The sequence below is a fragment of the Lentibacter sp. genome (assembly GCF_965657785.1).
GTDB lineage: Bacteria > Pseudomonadota > Alphaproteobacteria > Rhodobacterales > Rhodobacteraceae > Lentibacter.
The window spans coordinates 44,246-64,260 of the sequence record NZ_CBFHPP010000001.1 but is presented as its reverse complement, the minus strand read 5'-3'; the positions used below and the strand labels follow the sequence as shown (position 1 = coordinate 64,260).

The following is a 20,015-nucleotide window of genomic DNA, read 5'->3' as shown; positions in this document are numbered from 1 at the left end:
ATGAGCGAGCGTCGCGGCCTTCTGATCATCCTGTCCTCGCCGTCGGGTGCGGGCAAATCAACGCTGTCTAAACGCCTGATCGCTTGGGATCCGAGCATTTCCTTCTCGGTTTCCGCCACAACCCGCGCCCCGCGTGCGGGCGAAACGGACGGGCAGGACTATCACTTTCTGTCTGAGGAGGCGTTTAAAAAGACCGTCGCCACAGACGGTATGCTCGAACACGCCCATGTGTTTGGCAATTTTTACGGCTCTCCGCGCGCCCCTGTGGAAGCGGCAATCGGGGCGGGGAAAGATGTGCTCTTTGACATCGACTGGCAGGGCGCACAACAGATCCGCAACTCGGCTCTTGGCGCTCACACGCTCAGTATCTTTATCCTGCCACCCTCGATCAAAGAACTGCACCGACGGCTTGTGAGCCGCGCACAAGACAGCGCCGAAGTGATCGAGAAGCGGATGCGCAAGAGCTGGGACGAGATCAGCCGCTGGGACGCCTATGATTATGTTCTGATCAACGACGATCTGGACGCCACCGAAGAGCGGCTCAAGACCATCATCACAAGCCGCCGTCACCGCCGTATTCAACAGCCCCAGCTTGTCGAACACGTGCGCAAGCTTCAGAGCGAATTTGAGGAAATGTCATGACTGTTTATGCTTTGGGCGACAAAACCCCGCAGATCGACGCGGATACATGGGTCGCTCCTGATGCCAATGTGATCGGGGATGTGGTGCTTGAGGCGGGTGTCTCGGTTTGGTTCGGGGCCACTCTGCGGGGCGACAACGAGCCGATCACCATTGGCAGCGGCACCAATGTGCAGGAAAATACGGTGATGCACAGCGATATGGGCTACCCGCTAAGCATCGGGGCAGGCTGCACAATCGGGCATAAAGTCATGCTACATGGCTGCACCATTGGCGAAAACTCCCTGATTGGCATGGGGGCCATTGTGCTCAACGGCGCCAAAATCGGCAAAAACTGCCTGATCGGGGCAGGGGCCTTGATCACCGAAGGCAAAGTGATACCGGATGGCAGCCTTGTCATGGGCAGCCCTGGCAAGGTCGTCCGCGCAGTTGACGCCCCCACGATAGAAGGCTTGCGCGCTTCGGCACGCCATTACAAAGACAATATGCGCCGTTTTCGCGCAGAGCTTGCGCGGCTCTAGGCAGGAAGCGGCATGGCGGGGCGGGCAAAGCTCAGGGCTTCGCAATAGGTTTGGCACTGCTCGGCGGCATCGTCTGCGCGCCAAAGCGAGAAAGACAGCGTCTTAAACGCGTCTCCCAACTCTGCCAAAACCATATCAGGGCGCGGCAAATCCTCCTGACTGATCAGAAGGCAGCGCCCGACAAAGCCGCCTTTGACAAGCGAGTCGGCCCAATCAAACACATCGTAATCTTTGCACATCAGCCAGCCCATATAGGCAGCAGGCGGGGCACTGCGCGCGGCAAAAAACGTCAGATGCGCCAAAGGCACGCGGGCTTCAACCCATTGCGCAGATACGTCAGGGGCGGTGTCGCCACTGGAGGTTATAATCACAATTTTGGGCTTCACGGGCAGCGAAATAAAGCTCATTTGTTTGGGGTCCTCATCAAAAAATCACCGTTCAATATGTCGTTGGCCCCGCTCATCCCCCCAGATGTTTGGGTGTGCTGACGACACGCACAGTCATAACATGGCCCGCCTTTAGCGCTTGTGCAACTTCCCTATTTTGTGGAATTGCAAAGCGGGCCAAAACCCATAAACTGCGCGGGCGCTTGGCTGCCTTGTTTTTGCGCATTGGATGTGAGCCGAGACGGAACCCCGCAAAATGTCTGATACTCTCCCGAGCCAATCCACAACCGCGCTGCTGGCGGCGCTTCCCATTCCTGCGCTGCTGGTTGGAGCCGATGGCCGCGTGCTTATGGCCAACACGCATATGCGCGATTTGCTGGGCAGCGCGGTAGCCAGAGGGCAGCCCTATGTTTCGGTTCTGCGCCAGCCCGCACTTGTAGACGCGCTTGAGGCAACGCTCAAAGACGCGACCCCGCGCAAAACCCGCTATCTGGCACAGTCTGGCAGCAAAGAAAGCGTTTATGAGGCGTTTTGCGCCCCCGCTGCGCCTGAGGGCAGCGTTTTGATCAGCTTTCTGGATATTTCCGATTTGGAGCAGGCGGGCCAGATGCGCCGTGATTTTGTGGCCAATGTCAGCCACGAGCTGCGCACCCCGCTGACCTCTCTCATGGGCTTTATCGAGACCTTGCAAGGCCCTGCCAAAGACGATGCCGCCGCGCGGGCGCAGTTTTTAGGGATCATGGCTTCGGAAGCCGCCCGCATGGAGCGGCTGGTGAGTGATCTTTTGTCTTTGAGCCGCGTGGAAGCCGAAGAGCGCTTGCCCTTGCGCGACACGGTCGAGCTTGGGCCTTTGCTGTCCTCGGTGCGCAACACGCTTGCCGCACGCGCCGAGGAGGCCGGTGTAACACTTGTGGCCGAGCTGCCAGAGGAGAGCATTGAGCTCTTGGCCCATGCTGACCAGCTTTTGCAAGTTTTCACCAATCTGATTGAAAACGCGATCAAATACGGCGGGGCAGGGGGAAAAGTTGTTGTCAAACTGCGCCGCGCAGATGGGCAGCCCGCCCTGCGTGGCCAATCAGGCGCTCTTGTGAGCGTCACAGATTTTGGCGCAGGGATCGACCCGCTCCATATTCCGCGCCTGACCGAGCGCTTTTATCGGGTTGATTCCCACCGCTCGCGCGAAGTTGGCGGAACGGGGCTGGGGCTGGCGATTGTAAAACATATCGTTCAGCGCCACCGCGGGCGGCTCAAAATCGAATCGGAATTGGGAAAAGGCACTGAATTCAGTGTTTTGCTGCCACTGGGTGTTTAGATTTATCACTTTATTACAGCAACTTAGACCTATGTCATCAAACTGTTACACGGCTGTCACAAAAGCATTGTGACGCGCCCCTAACAAGCGGGGCAAGGCACCTGATCGCAGGGGCCAGAAACCTGACCTAGGAGTGACAAATGTCATACGCAAAAACAGCCGTCTCCGCCGTTGCCCTCTTCGCAGCCGCCGCGACATCCGCCGCCGCCCGCAACAACGTCCAGATCGCTGGTTCTTCAACTGTTCTGCCCTATGCCGCCATCGTGGCAGAAGCCTTTGGCGAGAACTTCGAATTCCCGACACCTGTTGTAGAATCAGGTGGCTCAGGCGCTGGCCGCAAGAAGCTTTGCGAAGGTGTTGGCGAAAACACAATCGACATCGCCAACTCGTCTTCCAAAATCAAGCAATCCGACATTGATCTTTGCGCCTCAAACGGCGTGACAGAGATCATGGAAGTGCGCATCGGCTATGACGGGATCGTCTTTGCCTCTGATATCGCAGGGCCGGGCTATGCCTTTACCCCCGCCGATTGGCACAGCGCACTGGCCGCCGAAGTCGCAAAAGATGGCGCTTTGAGTGCCAACACAAATGCCACATGGGCTGACGTAAACGGCGCGCTGCCCGCAGAAGACATTCTCGCGTTTGTGCCCGGCACAAAGCATGGCACACGCGAAGTCTTTGACGAAAAAGTCATCGTCGCTGGCTGTGAAGAAAATGGCACGTTTGAGGCCCATATGGCGGCAAACGGCGGCGACAAAAAGGCCGCAGAAAAGGCCTGTATGCAGCTTCGCACAGATGGCAAGTCAATCGACATTGATGGCGATTACACAGAGACTTTGGCCCGCGTTGACGCCAACAAAAACGGCATCGGCGTCTTTGGACTGTCGTTTTATCAAAACAACACAGACAAGCTCCAAGTCGCAACCATGGACGGCGTTGTGCCTTCGGTTGAGTCAATCTCGACAGGCGAATACCCTGTCTCTCGCCCGCTTTATTTCTACGTCAAGAACGCCCACCTCGACGTGATCCCCGGGATGCAGGCCTATGTCGAGTTCTTCATCTCTGACGAAATCGCTGGCCCTGACGGCCCGCTCGCGGCCTATGGTCTTGTGTCCGACCCAGAGCTTGCAAAAACCCAAGACATGGTGGCAAACCGCGTTCCCATGGGGCCGTTGAACTAAAGCTTTATACTCACAGGAGCGGCGCTTAAGGGCCGCTCCTTCCTCTATTTGGCAGGATGAACATGACCACCAGCTCACTCTTTTTGATCGTTCTCGGGCTTGGTGTCTTGGGGTTTGTCCTCGGGCGCAAGCGGGCCTTGGCGGCCTCGCTGGCGACGGGCCAGAAGCTTCACTCCCTGCCAACCTATTATGGCCAGACCGTTGCGCTTTATACGGTTGTGCCTGCCCTTTTATGTCTCATGACATGGCTGTTTGTTCAGCCCGTTCTGATTGAAACACGTATTTCCGCAATGGTTCCTGACAGCGCGATCCCTGAGGGCGGTGCCAAAAGCCTTGTGATGGCCGACCTGCGCCGCATTGCGGGCGGGCTTGAGGCGCTGAAAGAGGCGGGCGATCTGTCCGAAGACGATCTTCTGGCCCTACGCGCCGATCAGAACGATATCCGCAAACAGCTTGCAGATGTCGGGGTGGCCATCGGCTCGGATGTGCAACCCAGCGTTTTTGAAGCCTCCAAAGCTTTTCGAGCCGCCGAAATCACGGGTCGCTTCTGGATGGGCATTGTGACACTTGCGCTGGCTGGACTTTGTTTTGTCACCACGCTCCTGCGCATTCGGCCAGAGGTGCGGGCGCGCAACACCAGCGAGGCATTTGTGCTCTCCCTGCTGATCGGCGCCTCGCTTGTGGCGATCCTGACCACAGTCGGCATTCTTGGCTCGCTGCTCTTTGAGACGCTCAATTTCTTCAAGATGTATCCTGCCAAAGACTTCTTTTTCTCCACGGTCTGGAACCCGCAGTTTCGCGGCGGCTCCGATCTTGGGATCCTGCCGCTTCTCTGGGGAACGCTCTATGTGAGCGTTCTGGCGCTGGTGGTGGCCGTGCCGATAGGGCTGATGATTGCGATTTATCTGGCCGAATACGCAAGCAAGCCGTTGCGCTCGGTCGCCAAGCCCGCGATCGAGGTTCTGGCGGGCATTCCAACCATCGTCTATGGTCTCTTCGCGCTGATCACGGTCGGGCCGTTCCTGCGCGACTATATCGCCTCTCCGCTCGGTCTGGGGACATCGTCCTCCTCGGTTCTCACAGCGGGGCTGGTGATGGGGATCATGCTTATTCCGTTTGTGTCCTCGCTCTCGGATGACATTATCAATGCGGTGCCCCAATCCCTGCGGGACGGCTCCTACGGGCTGGGCGCAACACGCTCGGAAACCATCAAACAAGTGATTTTGCCCGCCGCCCTTCCTGGCGTGGTCGGGGCTGTGCTTCTGGCGGCAAGCCGCGCCATTGGCGAGACCATGATCGTTGTGATGGGGGCAGGGGCCGCAGCCAAACTGGGCCTGAACCCGTTTGAAGCCATGACAACCGTCACCGTCAAGATTGTCAGCCAGCTGACGGGCGATACCGAATTTGCCAGCCCCGAAACGCTCGTCGCTTTCGCGCTTGGCCTCACACTCTTTGTGTTCACCTTGGGCCTCAATATCATCGCCCTCCATGTCGTGCGCAAATATCGGGAGCAATACGAATGAACGATATCACCGCAACCAATGCACCCGAGGCCGCCCGCAAGGGCCATGGCTCGCTGCTTGTGCAAGATGCACGCACCAAAGCGCGCAATGCTGCCGAAACGCGCTTTCGCAGGCTCGGTCTGGTGGCGGTTTCCGTCGGAATGTTGGCGCTCGTCGGGCTGCTCGGCTCGATCCTGAGCAATGGGCTGTCCTCCTTCAAGCAGACCTACATCGAGGTCGAGGTGTTCCTTGACCCCGCCAAACTCGACAAGACCGGCACGGGCGATCTGGCCCAAATCGCCAAGGTTTCAACATTCGGCTATGCGCCGCTCATTCAGGCCGCCATGCTGACAGCCGCGCAAGAGGCTGGCGTGGACACATCCGCGCTCAAGCCAAAGGCTCTCGGCGCAATGGTCTCCAAAGAAGCGCCTGCCACACTGCGCAACTATGTCTTGAAGAACCCCGACAAGATTGGCGAGACCGTGGCTTTCAGCCTGCTGGCAAACGGGCGGATCGACGGATATTTCAAAGGCCGCGTGACCATGGACAGCGCTGCGCTTGATCGCAATGTCTCCCCCGAGCAGCTCGTGATCGCGGATGAGCTGAAGGCCGCAGGCGTGCTTGATACGAAGTTCAACTGGGCGTTCTTTACCGCACCTGACGCCTCTGACACCCGCCCCGAAGCCGCAGGGCTTGGCGTCGCGATCCTCGGCTCGATCTATATGATGCTGATTGTGCTCTGCCTGTCCTTGCCGCTCGGCGTGGCGGCCTCGATCTATCTTGAAGAATTCGCGCCCAAGAACCGCTTCACCGATCTGATTGAAGTGAATATCTCCAATCTTGCCGCCGTGCCTTCGATTGTTTTCGGTATTCTTGGCCTCGCGATTTTCATCAATCTCGTCGGCCTGCCGCAATCTGCGCCAATTGTGGGCGGCTTAGTGCTGACCTTGATGACCCTGCCAACCATCATCATCGCGACCCGCGCCGCGCTTAAGTCTGTGCCGCCTTCGATCCGCGATGCCGCCCTCGGCGTTGGCGCCTCCAAGATGCAGTCGATCTTTCATCACGTGCTGCCCCTTGCGATGCCTGGTATTTTGACAGGGGCCATTATCGGCCTTGCCCAAGCTTTGGGCGAAACCGCGCCGCTCCTGCTGATCGGGATGGTTGCCTTTGTGCGCGAATACCCCGCAGGCCCGCCTGACGGCTTCTTTGATCCTGCCGCTGCTTTGCCTGTTCAGGTCTACAACTGGACACAGCGCGGCGACCCTGCCTTTGTGGAGCGCGCATCAGGGGCGATCATTGTTTTGCTTGTTTTCCTGATCCTGATGAACATTGCCGCCATCCTCTTGCGCCGCAAATTCGAGCGCCGCTGGTAAGAAAGGCCAAACCCCATGTATGATGCAGTAGCCCCCAATCTGGAGCAAGACGTGACCCAAAGTTCAACAAAAATCACGGCCCGCAACTGTCAGGTCTATTATGGCGACACCCATGCCATCAAAGATGTGAGCGTTGATATCGCCGACAAGACCGTCACCGCCTTTATCGGCCCCTCGGGCTGCGGCAAGTCGACCTTCCTGCGCTGTCTCAACCGCATGAACGACACGATTGATATCTGCCGCGTTGAGGGCGACATCCTGCTGGATAACGAAGACATTTATGATGCCAAAGTGGACCCCGTGCAGCTGCGCGCTAAGGTTGGCATGGTGTTTCAAAAGCCCAACCCGTTTCCAAAGTCGATTTATGACAATGTGGCCTATGGCCCCAAAATTCACGGTCTCGCCCGCACCAAGGCCGAGCTTGACGAAATCGTCGAAACCGCTCTGAAGCGCGCCGCGCTTTGGGGCGAGGTCAAAGACAGGCTACTTGCGCCCGGAACAGGGCTGTCTGGCGGCCAGCAACAGCGCCTTTGCATTGCCCGCGCGATTGCGACCTCGCCCGAAGTCCTCTTGATGGATGAACCGTGCTCAGCGCTCGACCCAATTGCCACGGCACAGGTCGAAGAGCTGATTGACGAGCTGCGCCGCGATTATTCGGTCGTGATCGTCACCCACTCGATGCAGCAGGCCGCCCGCGTCAGCCAGAAGACAGCCTTCTTCCACCTCGGCAATCTTGTCGAATTTGGCGACACCTCGCAGATTTTCACCAAGCCGTCCGACCCGCGCACCGAAAGTTATATCACCGGCCGGATCGGCTAAGGAGCACTCCCATGAACGACCAACATATCGCCTCTGCCTTTGATCGCGACCTTCAGGACATCCAGGCCCAGATTATGAAGATGGGCGGGCTTGTTGAAATGTCCATTCTGGACGCCGCCGACGCGCTCGCCGCACGCGACGAGGAAAAAGCCGAAGACGTGCGCGCCAAAGACGCGGTGATTGATGCACTTGAAGAGCGCATCAATGACGACGCTGCCCAGCTCATTGCCCTGCGCGCGCCCACAGCGATTGATTTGCGCCTTGTGCTCTCGGTTCTCAAAATCTCGGGCAACCTTGAGCGGATCGGCGATTATGCCAAGAATATGGCCAAGCGCACCAGCGTTCTGGCCCAGCTCCCCGCGATTGACGAGGCCCATGTCTCGCTGCGCCGGATGGCGCGTGATGTGCAGCATATGCTCAAGGACGCGCTCGACGCCTATATCGAGCGCGACGCCACGCTTGCCATGGATGTGATCGAACGCGACCGCGACATTGACCAGCTCTACAATGCGCTGTTTCGCGAGTTTCTCACATTCATGCTCGAAGATCCGCGCAACATCAGCGCCTGTATGCACCTGCATTTTATCGCCAAAAACACCGAGCGCATGGGCGACCATGTCACCGCGATCGCCGAACAAGTGGTTTATCTTGTCACTGGCCAAAAGCCTGACGAAGCCCGCAAAAAAGGCGATATCACGTCTACAAATACCAATGTGAGCGACGTCTCATGAGCACAGCCAAACCCGTCGTCCTGCTGGTTGAAGATGAGCCTGCGCAGCGGGCGGTTCTGGCCTACAACCTGAAATCAGAGGGCTTTGATGTGCTTGAAGCCGCCGATGGCGAAGAGGCTTTGTTGATGGCCCATGAGGCCATGCCTGATCTCGTGCTGCTGGACTGGATGTTGCCTCATGTGTCGGGGCTTGAAGTCTGCCGCCGGCTCAAATCTGGCAAGGCCACACGGGCGCTGCCCGTGATCATGCTTTCGGCGCGTTCTGAAGAGCTTGATAAGGTGCGTGGCCTTGAGACGGGGGCAGATGATTATATGGTCAAGCCATACTCCGTCGCCGAGCTGATGGCGCGGGTGCGCAAAGAGTTGCGCCGCACACGGCCTGCCTCTGTGGGCGAGGAGCTGAGCTTTGGAGATATTGTGCTGGATGCGGGCAGCCACCGCGTGAGCCGCGCAGGCGATGAGATCAAACTGGGGCCAACCGAGTTTCGCCTCTTGGCAGCCTTTCTGGAAAATCAGGGGCGGGTGCTCAGCCGCGAACAGCTTCTGGATCGGGTCTGGGGCCGTGATATCTATGTCGACACCCGCACGGTTGATGTTCATATCGGGCGTCTGCGCAAAGCTCTGATGCAGGGCGGCGGCGATGATCCGCTGCGCACAGTGCGCGGCGCGGGCTATGCCCTCGGCTAAGACATATGGCGCGGCCAGCTCTCCTTCGGTGTCGGCCAAAATCGGATTGAAGCTGTCCATACTGGTGTATGCACTGCTTGCCACATAGGCGGCCCTACGCCTCCGGATTTTACCTCATATGACAAAACCGAATATGCCAGACAGGACTGTATCCGCTATCGCGGCAATAGGTCTTCGGCCTCGATTTCTTCTTTGATCCAGACGCAAAAGGCCTGAAGGGCAGGGGTGTTGTGCTTCTCTTCGGGCCAAACCAGATAATACGCGCCACGGCTCGGGCTTGGCGCGCCAATCACAACCTCAAGCCGCCCGTCCGCCTCCTCTTCCCGCGCCAGATACTCAGGCAACAAAGCCACGCCAAGCCCGTGACGCGCGGCCTGAAGGATGGTTGAAAACTGGTCATAGCGTGTCCCCGGCAAGACCTGCGCATGGACACCTTGGCCCGAAAACCAATCCTGCCAAGCGTCAGGCCGCGTTTGAATGTGAAGCAAGGGCAGGGTCAAAAGATCGGCGGGGTTTGCAACGGGCGTAGCTTGCAAAAAATCTCTGGAGGCCATCGGCAGAACCGCTTCGCCCTCAAGCCGCATAGCATGGCATTTGGGCCAGTCTCCATTGCCAAAACTGAGGGCTGCGTCCATGTCTGTTTCGGCGAAATCGAACCGTCCGAGGCGGGTGTTCATATTAACCGTAACATCAGGATGAGCGCGGCCAAAACGGGGCAGGCGGGGCAAAAGCCAGCGCATTCCGAAGGTCGGCAGAATGGCAAGGTTGAGCGTGCCACCTTCGGGGTTTGTTTGCAGGCGCAGCGCGGCGTTTGTCAAAAGATCAAGCGCGCGGCGCACCTCTTGGGCATAAAGCTGACCTGCGGTTGTCAGGCTGATCCGTTTGGCACGGCGCACAAACAGCTCCACACCAAGCTGCGCCTCAAGCGCCTGTAGCTGGCGCGAAACGGCGCTTTGCGTCAGGCTCAGTTCCTGCGCGGCTGCCGTCACGCTCTCTAGGCGCGCCAGCGCCTCCAAAGCCGCAAGACCGTGCGTGGAGGGAAGGGTGCGTCGGGCCATTTGTATTCCGAAAGTTCATGATAATACGCGAATATAGCGTTATTATATGCAAAAATTTCATGCTAAACAAATCTAAATTCACAGCTGCGAACGGAGCGTTAATATGTCCAGCCAAACCCCTGAACTTAAAGCAAAAGATGCGCCAGAGCTTGGCGCTTTCAACTGGGAAGACCCGCTGTATCTTGAAGACCAGCTCACCGAAGACGAGCGCATGATGACCCAAAGCGCGCGCACATACGCCCAAAGCACACTTATGCCAAGAATTACAGAGGCTTACGCCAATGAAACCGTGGCACCAGAAGTCTTTAAAGAGATGGGCGATATGGGCCTTTTGGGAATCACCGTTCCAGAGGAATACGGCGGCCTTGGCAGCTCCTATGTGGCTTATGGTCTTGTCGCCCGCGAGATTGAGCGTGTGGACAGTGGCTATCGCTCTATGATGAGCGTTCAAAGCTCGCTCGTTATGTATCCGATTTACGCCTATGGCTCTGAAGAACAACGCAAAAAATACCTTCCAGGCCTCGCGGCAGGGGATCTGATCGGCTGCTTTGGCCTGACTGAACCCGACGCAGGCTCAGACCCGGCCGGCATGAAGACGCGCGCGGAAAAGACAGCCAACGGCTACAAAATCACGGGCGCAAAAATGTGGATCTCGAATGCTCCCATCGCAGATGTTTTTGTTGTTTGGGCAAAGTCAGATGAGCACGGCGGAAAAATTCGTGGCTTTATCCTTGAGAAAGGGATGACAGGTCTATCAGCGCCCAAAATCACCAATAAAATGAGCTTGCGGGCCTCTGTGACCGGCGAGATTGTGATGGATGCGGTTGAAGTAGGCGAAGATGCTCTTTTGCCTAATGTTCAAGGACTTAAAGGGCCCTTTGGATGTTTGAACCGTGCCCGTTACGGTATTTCTTGGGGTGTGATGGGAGCGGCTGAGTTCTGTTGGCACGCGGGCCGTCAATACGGGCTGGATCGTCACCAGTTCAAGCGGCCACTGGCGCAAACGCAGCTCTTCCAAAAGAAGCTGGCGGATATGCAGACAGAGATCACTTTGGGCCTGCACAGCGCATTGCGTCTGGGTCGGCTGATGGACGAGGCACGGGCTGCGCCAGAGATGATTTCGCTTCTCAAGCGCAACAATTGCGGCAAAGCTCTTGATATTGCGAGACAATCTCGCGATATGCACGGCGGCAACGGGATCACGCTTGAGTATCACGTCATTCGCCACGCGATGAACCTTGAGACCGTGAACACCTATGAGGGCACACATGATGTCCACGCGCTGATCCTCGGGCGCGCCCAGACTGGATTGCAGGCGTTTTTCTAAAGCAAAGGGGCGTCTATGGCGCCCCTTTTTACCGACCTAAAGTTATCGTATAATATGTATTATGTTAAATTTATCAGGCCACGTATCAAGCCACCTATGCTCCAAAAGAAAACGGCGCCGCCCGTTTCCGAGCGACGCCGTCATATGCAGATCAGGAATACTTAACCCTGTGCGGCTTTGGCCACCTCAGCAGCAAAGTCTTCCACCTTCTTCTCAATACCCTCACCAACTTCCATACGAACAAAACCAGTGATGGTTGCGCCCGCTTCTTTCGCGGCTTGCTCGACAGACAGGTCTGGGTTCACAACGAAAGCTTGGCCGAGAAGCGTGTTTTCAGCCATAAATTTCGCCATACGGCCGACAATCATCTTCTCGATCACAGCATCAGGCTTGCCTGACTCTTTCGCGATGTCGATCTGAACCTGACGCTCTTTGGCAACCCATGCTGGGTCAAGCGCGGCTTCGTTCAGCGCTTCGGGGCGTGCAGCGGCGATGTGCATCGCGACCATTTTGCCAAAGCCTTCGTCGCCGCCGCTCATAGCGACGAGAACACCGATTTTGCCCATGCCATCCGTGGCGGCGTTGTGGACGTATGACACAACAGTTTCGCCCTCAAGGGATGCCATGCGGCGCAACGACATATTCTCGCCGATTGTGGCAATCTTGTCTGTGATCATGTCAGCAACAATTTTGCCCCCCACACTTGCTGCGGCCAGCTCTTCAACGTTTGAAACGCCCGTCGCCGCTTGGGCAATCTTGCCAACCATGTCTTGGAATTCAGCGTTTTTACCAACAAAGTCGGTTTCCGAGTTCACTTCAACGGCAACACCTTTGCCACCAGACACCTGAACGGCCACAAGGCCTTCCGCCGCTGTGCGACCTGATTTTTTGGCCGCTTTCGCAAGACCTTTGGTGCGCAGCCAGTCAACAGCGGCTTCCATATCGCCGTTTGTTTCTGTCAGAGCTTTTTTCGCGTCCATCATGCCTGCGCCAGTGCTGTCGCGCAGTTCTTTCACCAATGCAGCTGTAATCGCCATCATGGTTCTCCTCTAATGAAATCTGTTCGGTAACAGGCGTGCTCTCGCACGCCTGTCTGACGATATTGTGACGTTTAGGCTTCGGCTGGAACTTCAGCTGCCAGTTCTTCAACGGGTGCTTCTTCCATTGCGCCAATATCGACGCCTGCGTTGCCAAGTTGGGCTGACATACCATCAAGGGCTGCGCGCGAAACGAGGTCCGTGTAGAGCGCGATTGCGCGTGCCGCATCGTCGTTGCCTGGGATGATATAATCAACGCCGTCTGGGGAGCAGTTTGTATCAACCACAGCCACAACGGGGATACCCAGTTTGTTGGCTTCGGCCACCGCCAGCGCTTCTTTTTTCACGTCGATCACGAAGATAAGATCAGGAACGCCGCCCATTTCACGGATGCCGCCGAGAGAGGCTTGGAGCTTCTCTTGGTCACGTTCCATGCCGAGACGTTCTTTTTTGGTCAGGCCTTCAAAGCCTGTTTCCATCTTCTCGTCGATGGACTTAAGGCGGCTGATTGACTTTGAAACTGTCTGCCAGTTTGTCAGCGTGCCACCGAGCCAGCGGTGGTTCATGTAATATTGTGCGCAACGTTCGGCTGCTTCAGCAACAGGTGTTGCGGCTTGACGCTTTGTTCCAACGAAGAGGACACGGCCGCCTTTTGCAACTGTGTCGCGGACAGCATTCAGAGCTGCGTCGAGCATTGGAACTGTTTGTGTCAGGTCCATAATGTGGATGCCGTTGCGCGCGCCGTAGATAAACGGGCCCATGCGTGGGTTCCAGCGTTGTGTTTGGTGACCAAAGTGAACGCCCGCTTCAAGCAGCTGACGCAATGTGAACTCGGGAAGAGCCATTGTCTTTTTCCTTTCCGGTTTATGCCTTGATGGAAGGAAGAGAAGCCTATGCTTCAACCGGTGGACACATAAGGATTTCTCCCTCATGAGCCCGCTTCCATCTGCGAAGTTAGTGGCGCGCGTATATATCTGCCCCCTGCCCTTTGCAAGAGCCTATTCTGATTCAGGAAAAGCATTGTCAAGCGCTGCGCTTATCTTCATTTAGCGCCTATGCGGCGCACATCACATCAGATCATTTGTATTGGATCGGTCCTTTGGGACATTATCGGCCGATCACCCCGAGAAATGCGGGTTGGCAGCGATATGCCAGGGCGGATCACCCGCCTGCCTGGCGGTGTGGCTATGAATATTGCCATGACGCTTGCCCGCTTTGGTCTTTCGCCTGTGTTGCTGACAGCCCTTGGCCGCGATGAGGCTGGTCAAGAGCTGATCAATGCGGCGCAAGACTTGGGGCTTCTGACAGATCACATCCACATAAGCGAACGCCCCACTGACGCCTATATGGCAATTGAGGGGGCCAACGGTCTGATTGCGGCTCTTGCCGATGCCCACTCCCTTGAGGGCGCTGGAGGCGCTATCCTTGCCCCCCTCCTCAACGGGACGCTTGGGTCTACAGCCGTGCCCTATGGCGGCGCCATAGCGCTGGATGGCAACTTAACAGAGGCGCTCCTGTCGGAGATCGCCGCCAGCCCGGCCTTTGCAGCCGCTGACTTACGGATAGCGCCGGCCTCTCCCGGCAAAGCCGAGCGTTTGCGCGCCGTGATCGCGCACAAGGGCGCGACGCTCTATGTTAACCTTGAGGAGGCAGAGCTGATCAGTGGCACCACTGGTCTTGGCACGGCGCGCGCCGGTGCGGAAGCGCTCTTGGGCGCGGGCGCACAACGGGTTGTGGTGACCCAAGGCGCAGATGTGGCCTGTGACGCTTGCGCGACCGAAATACATGAGGCCGCACCGCCAAAAGTCATTGCTAAACGGATCACTGGCGCGGGCGACACCTTTATGGCGGCGCATATTGCGGCCGAGATAAAGGGCTTAAGCCGCCTTAATGCGCTTGAAATTGCACAAAAAACAGCCGCAACCTATGTGGCAGGAGATGACAATTATGTATGAGATCAACTATTCAAGTGAAGTGCGTGACGCACGCGCCGCCGCTGCGCCCATTGTGGCTTTGGAAAGCACAATCATCACCCATGGGATGCCCTACCCGCAAAATGTAGAAACAGCGCGCAAGGTTGAGGCCGAGGTGCGCCGTCACGGGGCAATTCCGGCGACGATTGCAGTTCTGAACGGTCACTTGCACATCGGACTGGAAGATCAGGAGCTTGAGGCGCTGGCTGTGGCTCAAGACGTGGCCAAGCTGTCGCGGGCCGATCTTGCGGCCTGCATGGCGATGGGCGGCACAGGCGCGACAACCGTCGCCGCAACTATGATTGCGGCGCATATCGCAGGCATCTCCGTGTTTGCGACGGGCGGAATAGGCGGCGTGCATCAGGGGGCAGAGCTGAGTTTTGATGTTTCGGCCGATCTACAGGAGCTTGCACAAACCCCTGTCACAGTTGTTGCCGCCGGTGCAAAAGCCATCCTTGATATTCCTAAAACGCTCGAAGTTCTCGAAACGTTGGGCGTGCCTGTGATTGGCTATGGTCAATCTGATTTTCCTGCCTTTTGGTCGCGCGCCTCAGGGCTTGCTGCGCCATTGCGGATGGACACGGCCGCAGAGATCGCCAAGGCCCACGCTATGCGCGCCGCTTTGAACTTGCCCGGGGGGCAGCTTGTGGGCAACCCTGTGCCAGAGAGCGCAGAGATCAGCCGTGAGACGCTGGCTCCGATCATTGCGCAGGCTCAAAGCGAAGCGCTGGCGCAAGGCGTTTCGGGGAAGTCGGTGACGCCCTTCCTGCTGGCCCGCATTTTTGAGCTGACCGAGGGCCGCTCGCTTGCAACAAACATCGCCCTTGTCTTAAACAATGCGCGTCTGGCCGCCCAAATTGCGGGCGAAATCAGCCAGCAGGGCTGAACAACTGATGTGTTGAACGCTTTAAGATTGTGTCACTGCACCGAAGGCCCTACATGAAGTGAAGTAGAGCGGGACAAATTGCTGATATGACAACGCCTTTTGACGAAGACACCCACAAGCGCCGCAGTATGTTTGCTGGTTTGCGCGCGTCGTTTTTTACCGGGCTGATCGTGATCGCGCCTGTGGCGTTTACGATTTGGCTGCTCTGGAGCTTTATTGGCTGGGTCGATGGTTTTGTCATGCCATTCGTGCCCGCAAATTATCACCCTGAGCAACTGGTCAATCGTTGGCTGGATAGAACCTACGCAACAGACGACTGGATTCATGTCAACATTCGTGGCGTTGGCGTGTTTGTTTTCTTTTTCTTCACAATTTTTGTCGGTTGGCTCGCCAAAGGCCTCTTGGGGCGCTCCCTTATTCGCTATACCGAAGGCTTGCTAGAGCGGGTTCCCGTCGTCCGCTCGATTTATAATGGGGTGAAGCAAATTGCAGAGACCATCTTTGCCCAATCCGAGCGCAGTTTTGAAAAGGCCTGCTTGATTGAATATCCGCGCAAAGGCATTTGGGCGATTGGGTTTGTGTCCACGTCCGCCAAAGGCGAGATTGCCAAGCGCACCACGGCAGAGGGCGAGATGATGAGCATTTTCTTGCCCACAACGCCAAATCCCACATCTGGATTCTTGTTGTTCGTGCCGAAAGTTGACGTCATCGAGCTTGATATGACAGTCGAAGATGCCGCCAAACTGGTGATCTCGGCGGGGCTGGTCTATCCGAACTCAAAAGACCCGAGCCAGCCCGCCAAATCGGCCTAAGCTTAAAGGGCTGTCCAGCCCCCGTCGACAGAGATCGTTGTGCCTGTGATCTGTGCTGCGGCATCTGAGGCCAGGAAAACGGCTGTTCCGCCGAGTTGCTCAACTGTTGCAAACTCTTTTGATGGCTGGCGTGTAAGCATGACATTCTTGATCACATCTTCACGGCTCATGTCATATTCTTTCATGGTGTCGGGGATCTGTGCCTCAACAAGCGGTGTCAAAACATAGCCAGGACAGATCGCATTGGCTGTGATCGGCTCTTGAGCAGTCTCAAGCGCGGTTGTTTTTGTGAGACCAATAACGCCATGCTTTGCCGCGATATAAGCAGACTTGTAGGGCGAAGCGGTCAGCCCGTGTGCGGAAGAGATATTGATCACCCTGCCCCAACCTGCTTGGCGCATCTTTGGCAAGGCCGCCGCGGTTGTGTGAAACGCCGAGCTGAGATTGATCGCAATAATCGCATCCCATTTTTCCATCGGAAACGCATCAATGGCTGCAACATGCTGAATCCCTGCGTTGTTGATCAGGATGTCACAGCGGCCTGCTGCGTCAATCAGCTTGCGGCACTCGGCACCATTGGACATATCGGCTTGGATGTAGCGCACCATCACGCCCGTGTCAGAGGCCATGTCTGCGGCCAGCGCATGATCATCGGCGCTATCTGTGAAGGAGTTGAGCACAATGTCGGCCCCTGCCTTGGCCATCTCCCATGCAATCCCAAGGCCGATGCCAGAATTTGACCCTGTGATAACCGCTGTCTTACCTTTGAGTGTCATGTGTGCTCCACCATGTTCGTTCGCCCCAGACCTAGCCGTTCGGTGGGGCAAGGCCAAGGTCTTGGTGTGATCAGGGAGGCCCTCGGCGCAAAAAAAACGCCAGCACAAGGCTGGCGTCAAGTTATTGAGGCAGGTTTCATACAGGCAAGAAACCTATCGAGCAGTGGTTACTTTATAAGATATGTTAACGCCCAATCCAAGCTAAAAGTTTGTCTTGGCATTCTGGGCGGGTTAGGGTTTGCCTCTAGAAAACATAGAGAAAACAGGATTGTCACAAAAATGAGATCAGTATTTTTCCAAACGCTGACACAGGTTTTGGTCTGTTTTTGCGTTCTGTTTCTCGTGTCTAAGCCCGCTCATGCAGGGCCTAAACATGGCATAGCTATGTATGGAGACCCTGCTCTACCACCTGATTTTGTGTCCCTGCCCTATACCAACCCAGAGGCGCCAAAGGGGGGCCGCTTGGTCACAGGCAACACCGGCGGCTTTGACAGCTTGCATCCGTTTATCTTCAAAGGCACAGCCCCATGGCAGCTGCGATTTTTAGCTTACGAAAGTCTCATGGGGCGAAATTGGGACGAGCCTTTCTCACTTTACGGCCTGTTGGCCGAATCGATTGAAACAGGTCCGAATCGCGAATGGGTCGAATTTACCCTCCGCGACGAGGCCCGATTCTCTGATGGGTCGCCTGTGACGCTTGAGGATGTGATCTGGAGTTATGAGACTTTGGGCCGCGAGGGCCACCCGCGCTATCGCGGATTCATGACCCAAGTTGAAAGCCTAGAGGCGACAGGCCCGCGTTCTTTGAAGATCACGTTCAATTCAGCCAACCGAGAGCTCGCCTTGATTGCGGGGCTCCGCCCGATCCTGAAGAAGGCCCAATGGGAGGGCCGTGCATTTGACCAATCTGGTTTTGATATCGCGCCCATCGGCTCGGCGGCCTACGTTATTGGCGATTATGAGCCAAACCGCTACCTTACGCTAAAGCGTAATCCAGACTATTGGGCGCGCGATTTGCCGCTTCAGCGGGGTAAAGCCAATCTGGACGAAATTCGCATCGAGTTTTTTGCAGACGATACGGTGTTGAAAGAAGCCTTCAAGGCGGGCGTGCTCAATGTTGTGCGTGAAAACAACGCCAACAAATGGGACACGGCTTATGACTACCCCGGCATACAACGAGGCGACGTCTTGAAGGCCGAAGTTCAGGACGGAAAGCCCAGTGGGATCACCGGTTTTGTCATGAACACCCGTGATCCACTTTTTACCGACTGGCGCGTGCGCGAGGCCTTGATCCTCGCGTTCAACTTTGAATTTATGAATGATGTTGTGACAGGCGGTGCGCAACGGCGGATCAGCTCCTACTTCTCGGGTTCCGAGCTTGGGATGAGCCATGGCCCCGCCGAAGGCCGCGTGGCCGAGCTGCTGGCGCCTTTTGCAGCAGACCTACCGTTTGGAACTTTGGAAGGCTACTCGCTTCCCGTCTCGGACGGCACCAAGCGCAATCGGACCAACTTAAGACGCGCCATCTCGCTTCTTGCCGAAGCAGGCTGGAATACTGACGGCGGAACCCTTAGGAACGACGATGGCGAAGCCTTTGCCTTCAAAATCCTTTTGCCCACGGGGGCGAGCGAACTCTTAGCCTTTGCCAATATCTACAGTCAGGCGCTTGAGCGCTTAGGCATCAAAGCCGAAGTGGAGAGCGTTGATAATGCACAGTATTTTGCACGTCAGAACGCGTTTGACTTCCAAATGACCGATATTCGACGTGGCTTTTCCCTAAGCCCGGGCAACGAACAGATGCTGTATTGGGGCCGTGATGGCATTGATACGCCAGGGTCGCGCAATCTCATGGGAATGAACTCGCCCGCGGCTGAAGCCATGATCAAGACGATGGTAGGGACAGATGATAAGGCCGAGTTTGTCGCCGCAACGCGCGCGCTTGACCGCGTTCTGACCGCTGGGCGCTATGTGATCCCGACTTATGCTTTCGGTGTCAGCCGTATCGCTCATGTGAAAGAGCTAAAGTATCCCTCCCGTATTCCGATCAACGGGGATGGATATTGGTTTTTGCCCGATGTCTGGTGGTATGAAGACTGAGTGTTACAAAAGTTTCACTTGCTGAAAGCTCATATTTCGGAAATATCCGAAGTATGATGAATGCACTTGTATCCCAGCTCCAAACATTAGGCCATCCACAGCGTATGGCCGTGTTCCAGCTTTTGATGCGCCGTTATCCCGACGCGCTTCCTGCTGGCGAAATATGTACTGTCTTGGGACTAAAAGCGAGCACAGGGTCAGACTACCTGTCCGCGCTCAAATCAGTTGGCCTGATCACGAGTCAGCGCCACGCAACGCATCTGCACTACAGTATCCAGATGACGGGCGTAGAAGCCATGGCTGCCGCGCTGCTTGGCGATTGCTGCAAAGGGCGGCCTGATGTGTGCAGCTTTTCAACCCCAAGCGCTCTGGAAAAAACCATGGACCCAGCACTCAACGTTCTGTTTGTTTGCAGCGCGAATTCAGCGCGCTCGATCATGGCCGAGGCAATTTTGAACGATATTGGCGAAGATGTTTTTACGGCCTATTCGGCGGGATCAAAGGCGGGGTCAGACATAAACCCGCGTGTCAAAGCCCTTCTGGAAGTCAAAGGCCATGACACATCAAAGCTCTATTCAAAACCTTTGAGCACATTCCAGACCACTGATGCCCCTCAGTTTGATTTTGTATTTACAGTTTGTGACGCCGCGGCAAACGAAGCCTGTCCAACATGGCCCGGACAGCCTATTTCGGCGCATTGGGGCATGGCGGACCCTGTAAAAGCCACAGGGACACAGGCCGAGATCAATCTGGCGTTTCAGCAGGCTTATGGCGTTCTAAAAAACCGCCTGACCGGCTTTGTGGCTTTGCCGATGACCACGCTCTCCGCCATATCCCTTCAACGCGAGATTGATCAAATCGTACGCGACATACCATCCGCGACAAAGGAAACTTGA

The 20,015-nt window shown here is 56.4% G+C and carries 20 protein-coding genes; 15 read left to right on the top strand and 5 right to left on the bottom strand.

Going from position 1 to position 20,015, the window contains the following annotated elements; all coding sequences use genetic code 11:
* Both gmk and ACTF58_RS00305 read left to right on the top strand, forming a co-directional pair.
* Complete coding sequence (gmk, locus tag ACTF58_RS00310; protein WP_438989963.1) at positions 1-642, top strand: guanylate kinase; 642 nt, start codon at positions 1-3, stop codon at positions 640-642.
* Entirely contained in the window at positions 639-1,160 is a 522-nt protein-coding gene (locus tag ACTF58_RS00305) for a gamma carbonic anhydrase family protein (RefSeq protein WP_438989962.1), read from the top strand. The genes gmk and ACTF58_RS00305 overlap by 4 nt, the downstream gene beginning before the upstream one ends.
* Here ACTF58_RS00305 and ACTF58_RS00300 read toward each other — a convergent pair.
* Entirely contained in the window at positions 1,157-1,567 is a 411-nt protein-coding gene (locus ACTF58_RS00300; RefSeq protein ID WP_438989961.1) for a hypothetical protein, read from the bottom strand. The genes ACTF58_RS00305 and ACTF58_RS00300 overlap by 4 nt on opposite strands.
* A gap of 235 nt (positions 1,568-1,802) precedes the next feature.
* Here ACTF58_RS00300 and ACTF58_RS00295 point away from each other — a divergent pair, with 235 nt between their 5' ends.
* The 7 genes from ACTF58_RS00295 (at position 1,803) to phoB (ending at position 9,153) form a co-directional block, all read left to right on the top strand.
* On the top strand, positions 1,803-2,858 hold the full coding sequence (locus ACTF58_RS00295; RefSeq protein ID WP_438989960.1) for an ATP-binding protein: 1,056 nt from the start codon (positions 1,803-1,805) through the stop codon (positions 2,856-2,858).
* A 140-nt stretch (positions 2,859-2,998) separates the two neighbouring features.
* Entirely contained in the window at positions 2,999-4,039 is a 1,041-nt protein-coding gene (locus tag ACTF58_RS00290; RefSeq protein WP_438989959.1) for a substrate-binding domain-containing protein, read from the top strand.
* A gap of 62 nt (positions 4,040-4,101) precedes the next feature.
* The gene (gene pstC / locus ACTF58_RS00285) at positions 4,102-5,562 is read left to right on the top strand and encodes a phosphate ABC transporter permease subunit PstC (protein WP_438989958.1); all 1,461 of its coding nucleotides are present in this window, start codon (positions 4,102-4,104) and stop codon (positions 5,560-5,562) included.
* Complete coding sequence (gene pstA / locus ACTF58_RS00280) at positions 5,559-6,917, top strand: phosphate ABC transporter permease PstA (RefSeq protein ID WP_438989957.1); 1,359 nt, start codon at positions 5,559-5,561, stop codon at positions 6,915-6,917. The genes pstC and pstA overlap by 4 nt, the downstream gene beginning before the upstream one ends.
* 15 nt (positions 6,918-6,932) lie before the next feature.
* On the top strand, positions 6,933-7,736 hold the full coding sequence (gene pstB, locus ACTF58_RS00275) for a phosphate ABC transporter ATP-binding protein PstB (RefSeq protein ID WP_438989956.1): 804 nt from the start codon (positions 6,933-6,935) through the stop codon (positions 7,734-7,736).
* 11 nt (positions 7,737-7,747) lie between these two features.
* The gene (gene phoU, locus ACTF58_RS00270) at positions 7,748-8,467 is read left to right on the top strand and encodes a phosphate signaling complex protein PhoU (RefSeq protein WP_438989955.1); all 720 of its coding nucleotides are present in this window, start codon (positions 7,748-7,750) and stop codon (positions 8,465-8,467) included.
* Entirely contained in the window at positions 8,464-9,153 is a 690-nt protein-coding gene (gene phoB / locus ACTF58_RS00265; RefSeq protein ID WP_438989954.1) for a phosphate regulon transcriptional regulator PhoB, read from the top strand. Before phoU ends, phoB begins: the two co-directional genes overlap by 4 nt.
* A gap of 155 nt (positions 9,154-9,308) precedes the next feature.
* Here the strand turns inward: phoB and ACTF58_RS00260 are convergent, their stop codons facing one another.
* Positions 9,309-10,211, bottom strand: coding sequence for a LysR family transcriptional regulator (locus ACTF58_RS00260; protein WP_438989953.1), 903 nt, complete (start codon positions 10,209-10,211; stop codon positions 9,309-9,311).
* A gap of 103 nt (positions 10,212-10,314) precedes the next feature.
* Here ACTF58_RS00260 and ACTF58_RS00255 point away from each other — a divergent pair, with 103 nt between their 5' ends.
* On the top strand, positions 10,315-11,538 hold the full coding sequence (locus ACTF58_RS00255; RefSeq protein ID WP_438989952.1) for an acyl-CoA dehydrogenase: 1,224 nt from the start codon (positions 10,315-10,317) through the stop codon (positions 11,536-11,538).
* Between the two features lie 161 nt (positions 11,539-11,699).
* Here the strand turns inward: ACTF58_RS00255 and tsf are convergent, their stop codons facing one another.
* Entirely contained in the window at positions 11,700-12,575 is an 876-nt protein-coding gene (gene tsf, locus ACTF58_RS00250) for a translation elongation factor Ts (protein ID WP_438989951.1), read from the bottom strand.
* Positions 12,576-12,649: 74 nt separating this feature from the next.
* Positions 12,650-13,420: a 30S ribosomal protein S2 gene (rpsB, locus tag ACTF58_RS00245; protein ID WP_438989950.1), complete on the bottom strand. Its 771-nt coding sequence runs from the start codon at positions 13,418-13,420 to the stop codon at positions 12,650-12,652.
* 210 nt (positions 13,421-13,630) lie between these two features.
* Here rpsB and ACTF58_RS00240 point away from each other — a divergent pair, with 210 nt between their 5' ends.
* The 3 genes from ACTF58_RS00240 to ACTF58_RS00230 all read left to right on the top strand — a co-directional run bounded on the left by ACTF58_RS00240 (position 13,631) and on the right by ACTF58_RS00230 (position 16,246).
* Positions 13,631-14,530, top strand: a complete 900-nt coding sequence (locus ACTF58_RS00240; RefSeq protein ID WP_438989949.1) for a PfkB family carbohydrate kinase — start codon at positions 13,631-13,633, stop codon at positions 14,528-14,530.
* The gene (locus ACTF58_RS00235) at positions 14,523-15,434 is read left to right on the top strand and encodes a pseudouridine-5'-phosphate glycosidase (RefSeq protein WP_438989948.1); all 912 of its coding nucleotides are present in this window, start codon (positions 14,523-14,525) and stop codon (positions 15,432-15,434) included. The genes ACTF58_RS00240 and ACTF58_RS00235 overlap by 8 nt, the downstream gene beginning before the upstream one ends.
* 86 nt (positions 15,435-15,520) lie before the next feature.
* Positions 15,521-16,246 carry a DUF502 domain-containing protein gene (locus tag ACTF58_RS00230; protein ID WP_438989947.1) on the top strand — a complete coding sequence of 242 codons (726 nt, stop codon included), beginning with the start codon at positions 15,521-15,523 and terminating at the stop codon, positions 16,244-16,246.
* 2 nt (positions 16,247-16,248) lie between these two features.
* Here the strand turns inward: ACTF58_RS00230 and ACTF58_RS00225 are convergent, their stop codons facing one another.
* The gene (locus ACTF58_RS00225) at positions 16,249-17,022 is read right to left on the bottom strand and encodes a 3-hydroxybutyrate dehydrogenase (RefSeq protein WP_438989946.1); all 774 of its coding nucleotides are present in this window, start codon (positions 17,020-17,022) and stop codon (positions 16,249-16,251) included.
* Between the two features lie 279 nt (positions 17,023-17,301).
* Here ACTF58_RS00225 and ACTF58_RS00220 point away from each other — a divergent pair, with 279 nt between their 5' ends.
* Positions 17,302-19,119, top strand: a complete 1,818-nt coding sequence (locus tag ACTF58_RS00220; protein ID WP_438989945.1) for an extracellular solute-binding protein — start codon at positions 17,302-17,304, stop codon at positions 19,117-19,119.
* A gap of 53 nt (positions 19,120-19,172) precedes the next feature.
* Positions 19,173-20,015, top strand: coding sequence for a helix-turn-helix domain-containing protein (locus ACTF58_RS00215; RefSeq protein WP_438989944.1), 843 nt, complete (start codon positions 19,173-19,175; stop codon positions 20,013-20,015).

What these genes read in the sequence shown, in the direction of transcription:
- gmk (WP_438989963.1), top strand. Translation starts at nt 1, where the DNA reads ATGAGCGAGCGTCGCGGCCTTCTGATCATCCTGTCCTCGCCGTCGGGT.
- ACTF58_RS00305 (WP_438989962.1), top strand. Translation starts at nt 639, where the DNA reads ATGACTGTTTATGCTTTGGGCGACAAAACCCCGCAGATCGACGCGGAT.
- ACTF58_RS00300 (WP_438989961.1), bottom strand. Translation starts at nt 1,567, where the DNA reads ATGAGCTTTATTTCGCTGCCCGTGAAGCCCAAAATTGTGATTATAACC.
- ACTF58_RS00295 (WP_438989960.1), top strand. Translation starts at nt 1,803, where the DNA reads ATGTCTGATACTCTCCCGAGCCAATCCACAACCGCGCTGCTGGCGGCG.
- ACTF58_RS00290 (WP_438989959.1), top strand. Translation starts at nt 2,999, where the DNA reads ATGTCATACGCAAAAACAGCCGTCTCCGCCGTTGCCCTCTTCGCAGCC.
- pstC (WP_438989958.1), top strand. Translation starts at nt 4,102, where the DNA reads ATGACCACCAGCTCACTCTTTTTGATCGTTCTCGGGCTTGGTGTCTTG.
- pstA (WP_438989957.1), top strand. Translation starts at nt 5,559, where the DNA reads ATGAACGATATCACCGCAACCAATGCACCCGAGGCCGCCCGCAAGGGC.
- pstB (WP_438989956.1), top strand. Translation starts at nt 6,933, where the DNA reads ATGTATGATGCAGTAGCCCCCAATCTGGAGCAAGACGTGACCCAAAGT.
- phoU (WP_438989955.1), top strand. Translation starts at nt 7,748, where the DNA reads ATGAACGACCAACATATCGCCTCTGCCTTTGATCGCGACCTTCAGGAC.
- phoB (WP_438989954.1), top strand. Translation starts at nt 8,464, where the DNA reads ATGAGCACAGCCAAACCCGTCGTCCTGCTGGTTGAAGATGAGCCTGCG.
- ACTF58_RS00260 (WP_438989953.1), bottom strand. Translation starts at nt 10,211, where the DNA reads ATGGCCCGACGCACCCTTCCCTCCACGCACGGTCTTGCGGCTTTGGAG.
- ACTF58_RS00255 (WP_438989952.1), top strand. Translation starts at nt 10,315, where the DNA reads ATGTCCAGCCAAACCCCTGAACTTAAAGCAAAAGATGCGCCAGAGCTT.
- tsf (WP_438989951.1), bottom strand. Translation starts at nt 12,575, where the DNA reads ATGGCGATTACAGCTGCATTGGTGAAAGAACTGCGCGACAGCACTGGC.
- rpsB (WP_438989950.1), bottom strand. Translation starts at nt 13,420, where the DNA reads ATGGCTCTTCCCGAGTTCACATTGCGTCAGCTGCTTGAAGCGGGCGTT.
- ACTF58_RS00240 (WP_438989949.1), top strand. Translation starts at nt 13,631, where the DNA reads ATGCGGCGCACATCACATCAGATCATTTGTATTGGATCGGTCCTTTGG.
- ACTF58_RS00235 (WP_438989948.1), top strand. Translation starts at nt 14,523, where the DNA reads ATGTATGAGATCAACTATTCAAGTGAAGTGCGTGACGCACGCGCCGCC.
- ACTF58_RS00230 (WP_438989947.1), top strand. Translation starts at nt 15,521, where the DNA reads ATGACAACGCCTTTTGACGAAGACACCCACAAGCGCCGCAGTATGTTT.
- ACTF58_RS00225 (WP_438989946.1), bottom strand. Translation starts at nt 17,022, where the DNA reads ATGACACTCAAAGGTAAGACAGCGGTTATCACAGGGTCAAATTCTGGC.
- ACTF58_RS00220 (WP_438989945.1), top strand. Translation starts at nt 17,302, where the DNA reads ATGAGATCAGTATTTTTCCAAACGCTGACACAGGTTTTGGTCTGTTTT.
- ACTF58_RS00215 (WP_438989944.1), top strand. Translation starts at nt 19,173, where the DNA reads ATGATGAATGCACTTGTATCCCAGCTCCAAACATTAGGCCATCCACAG.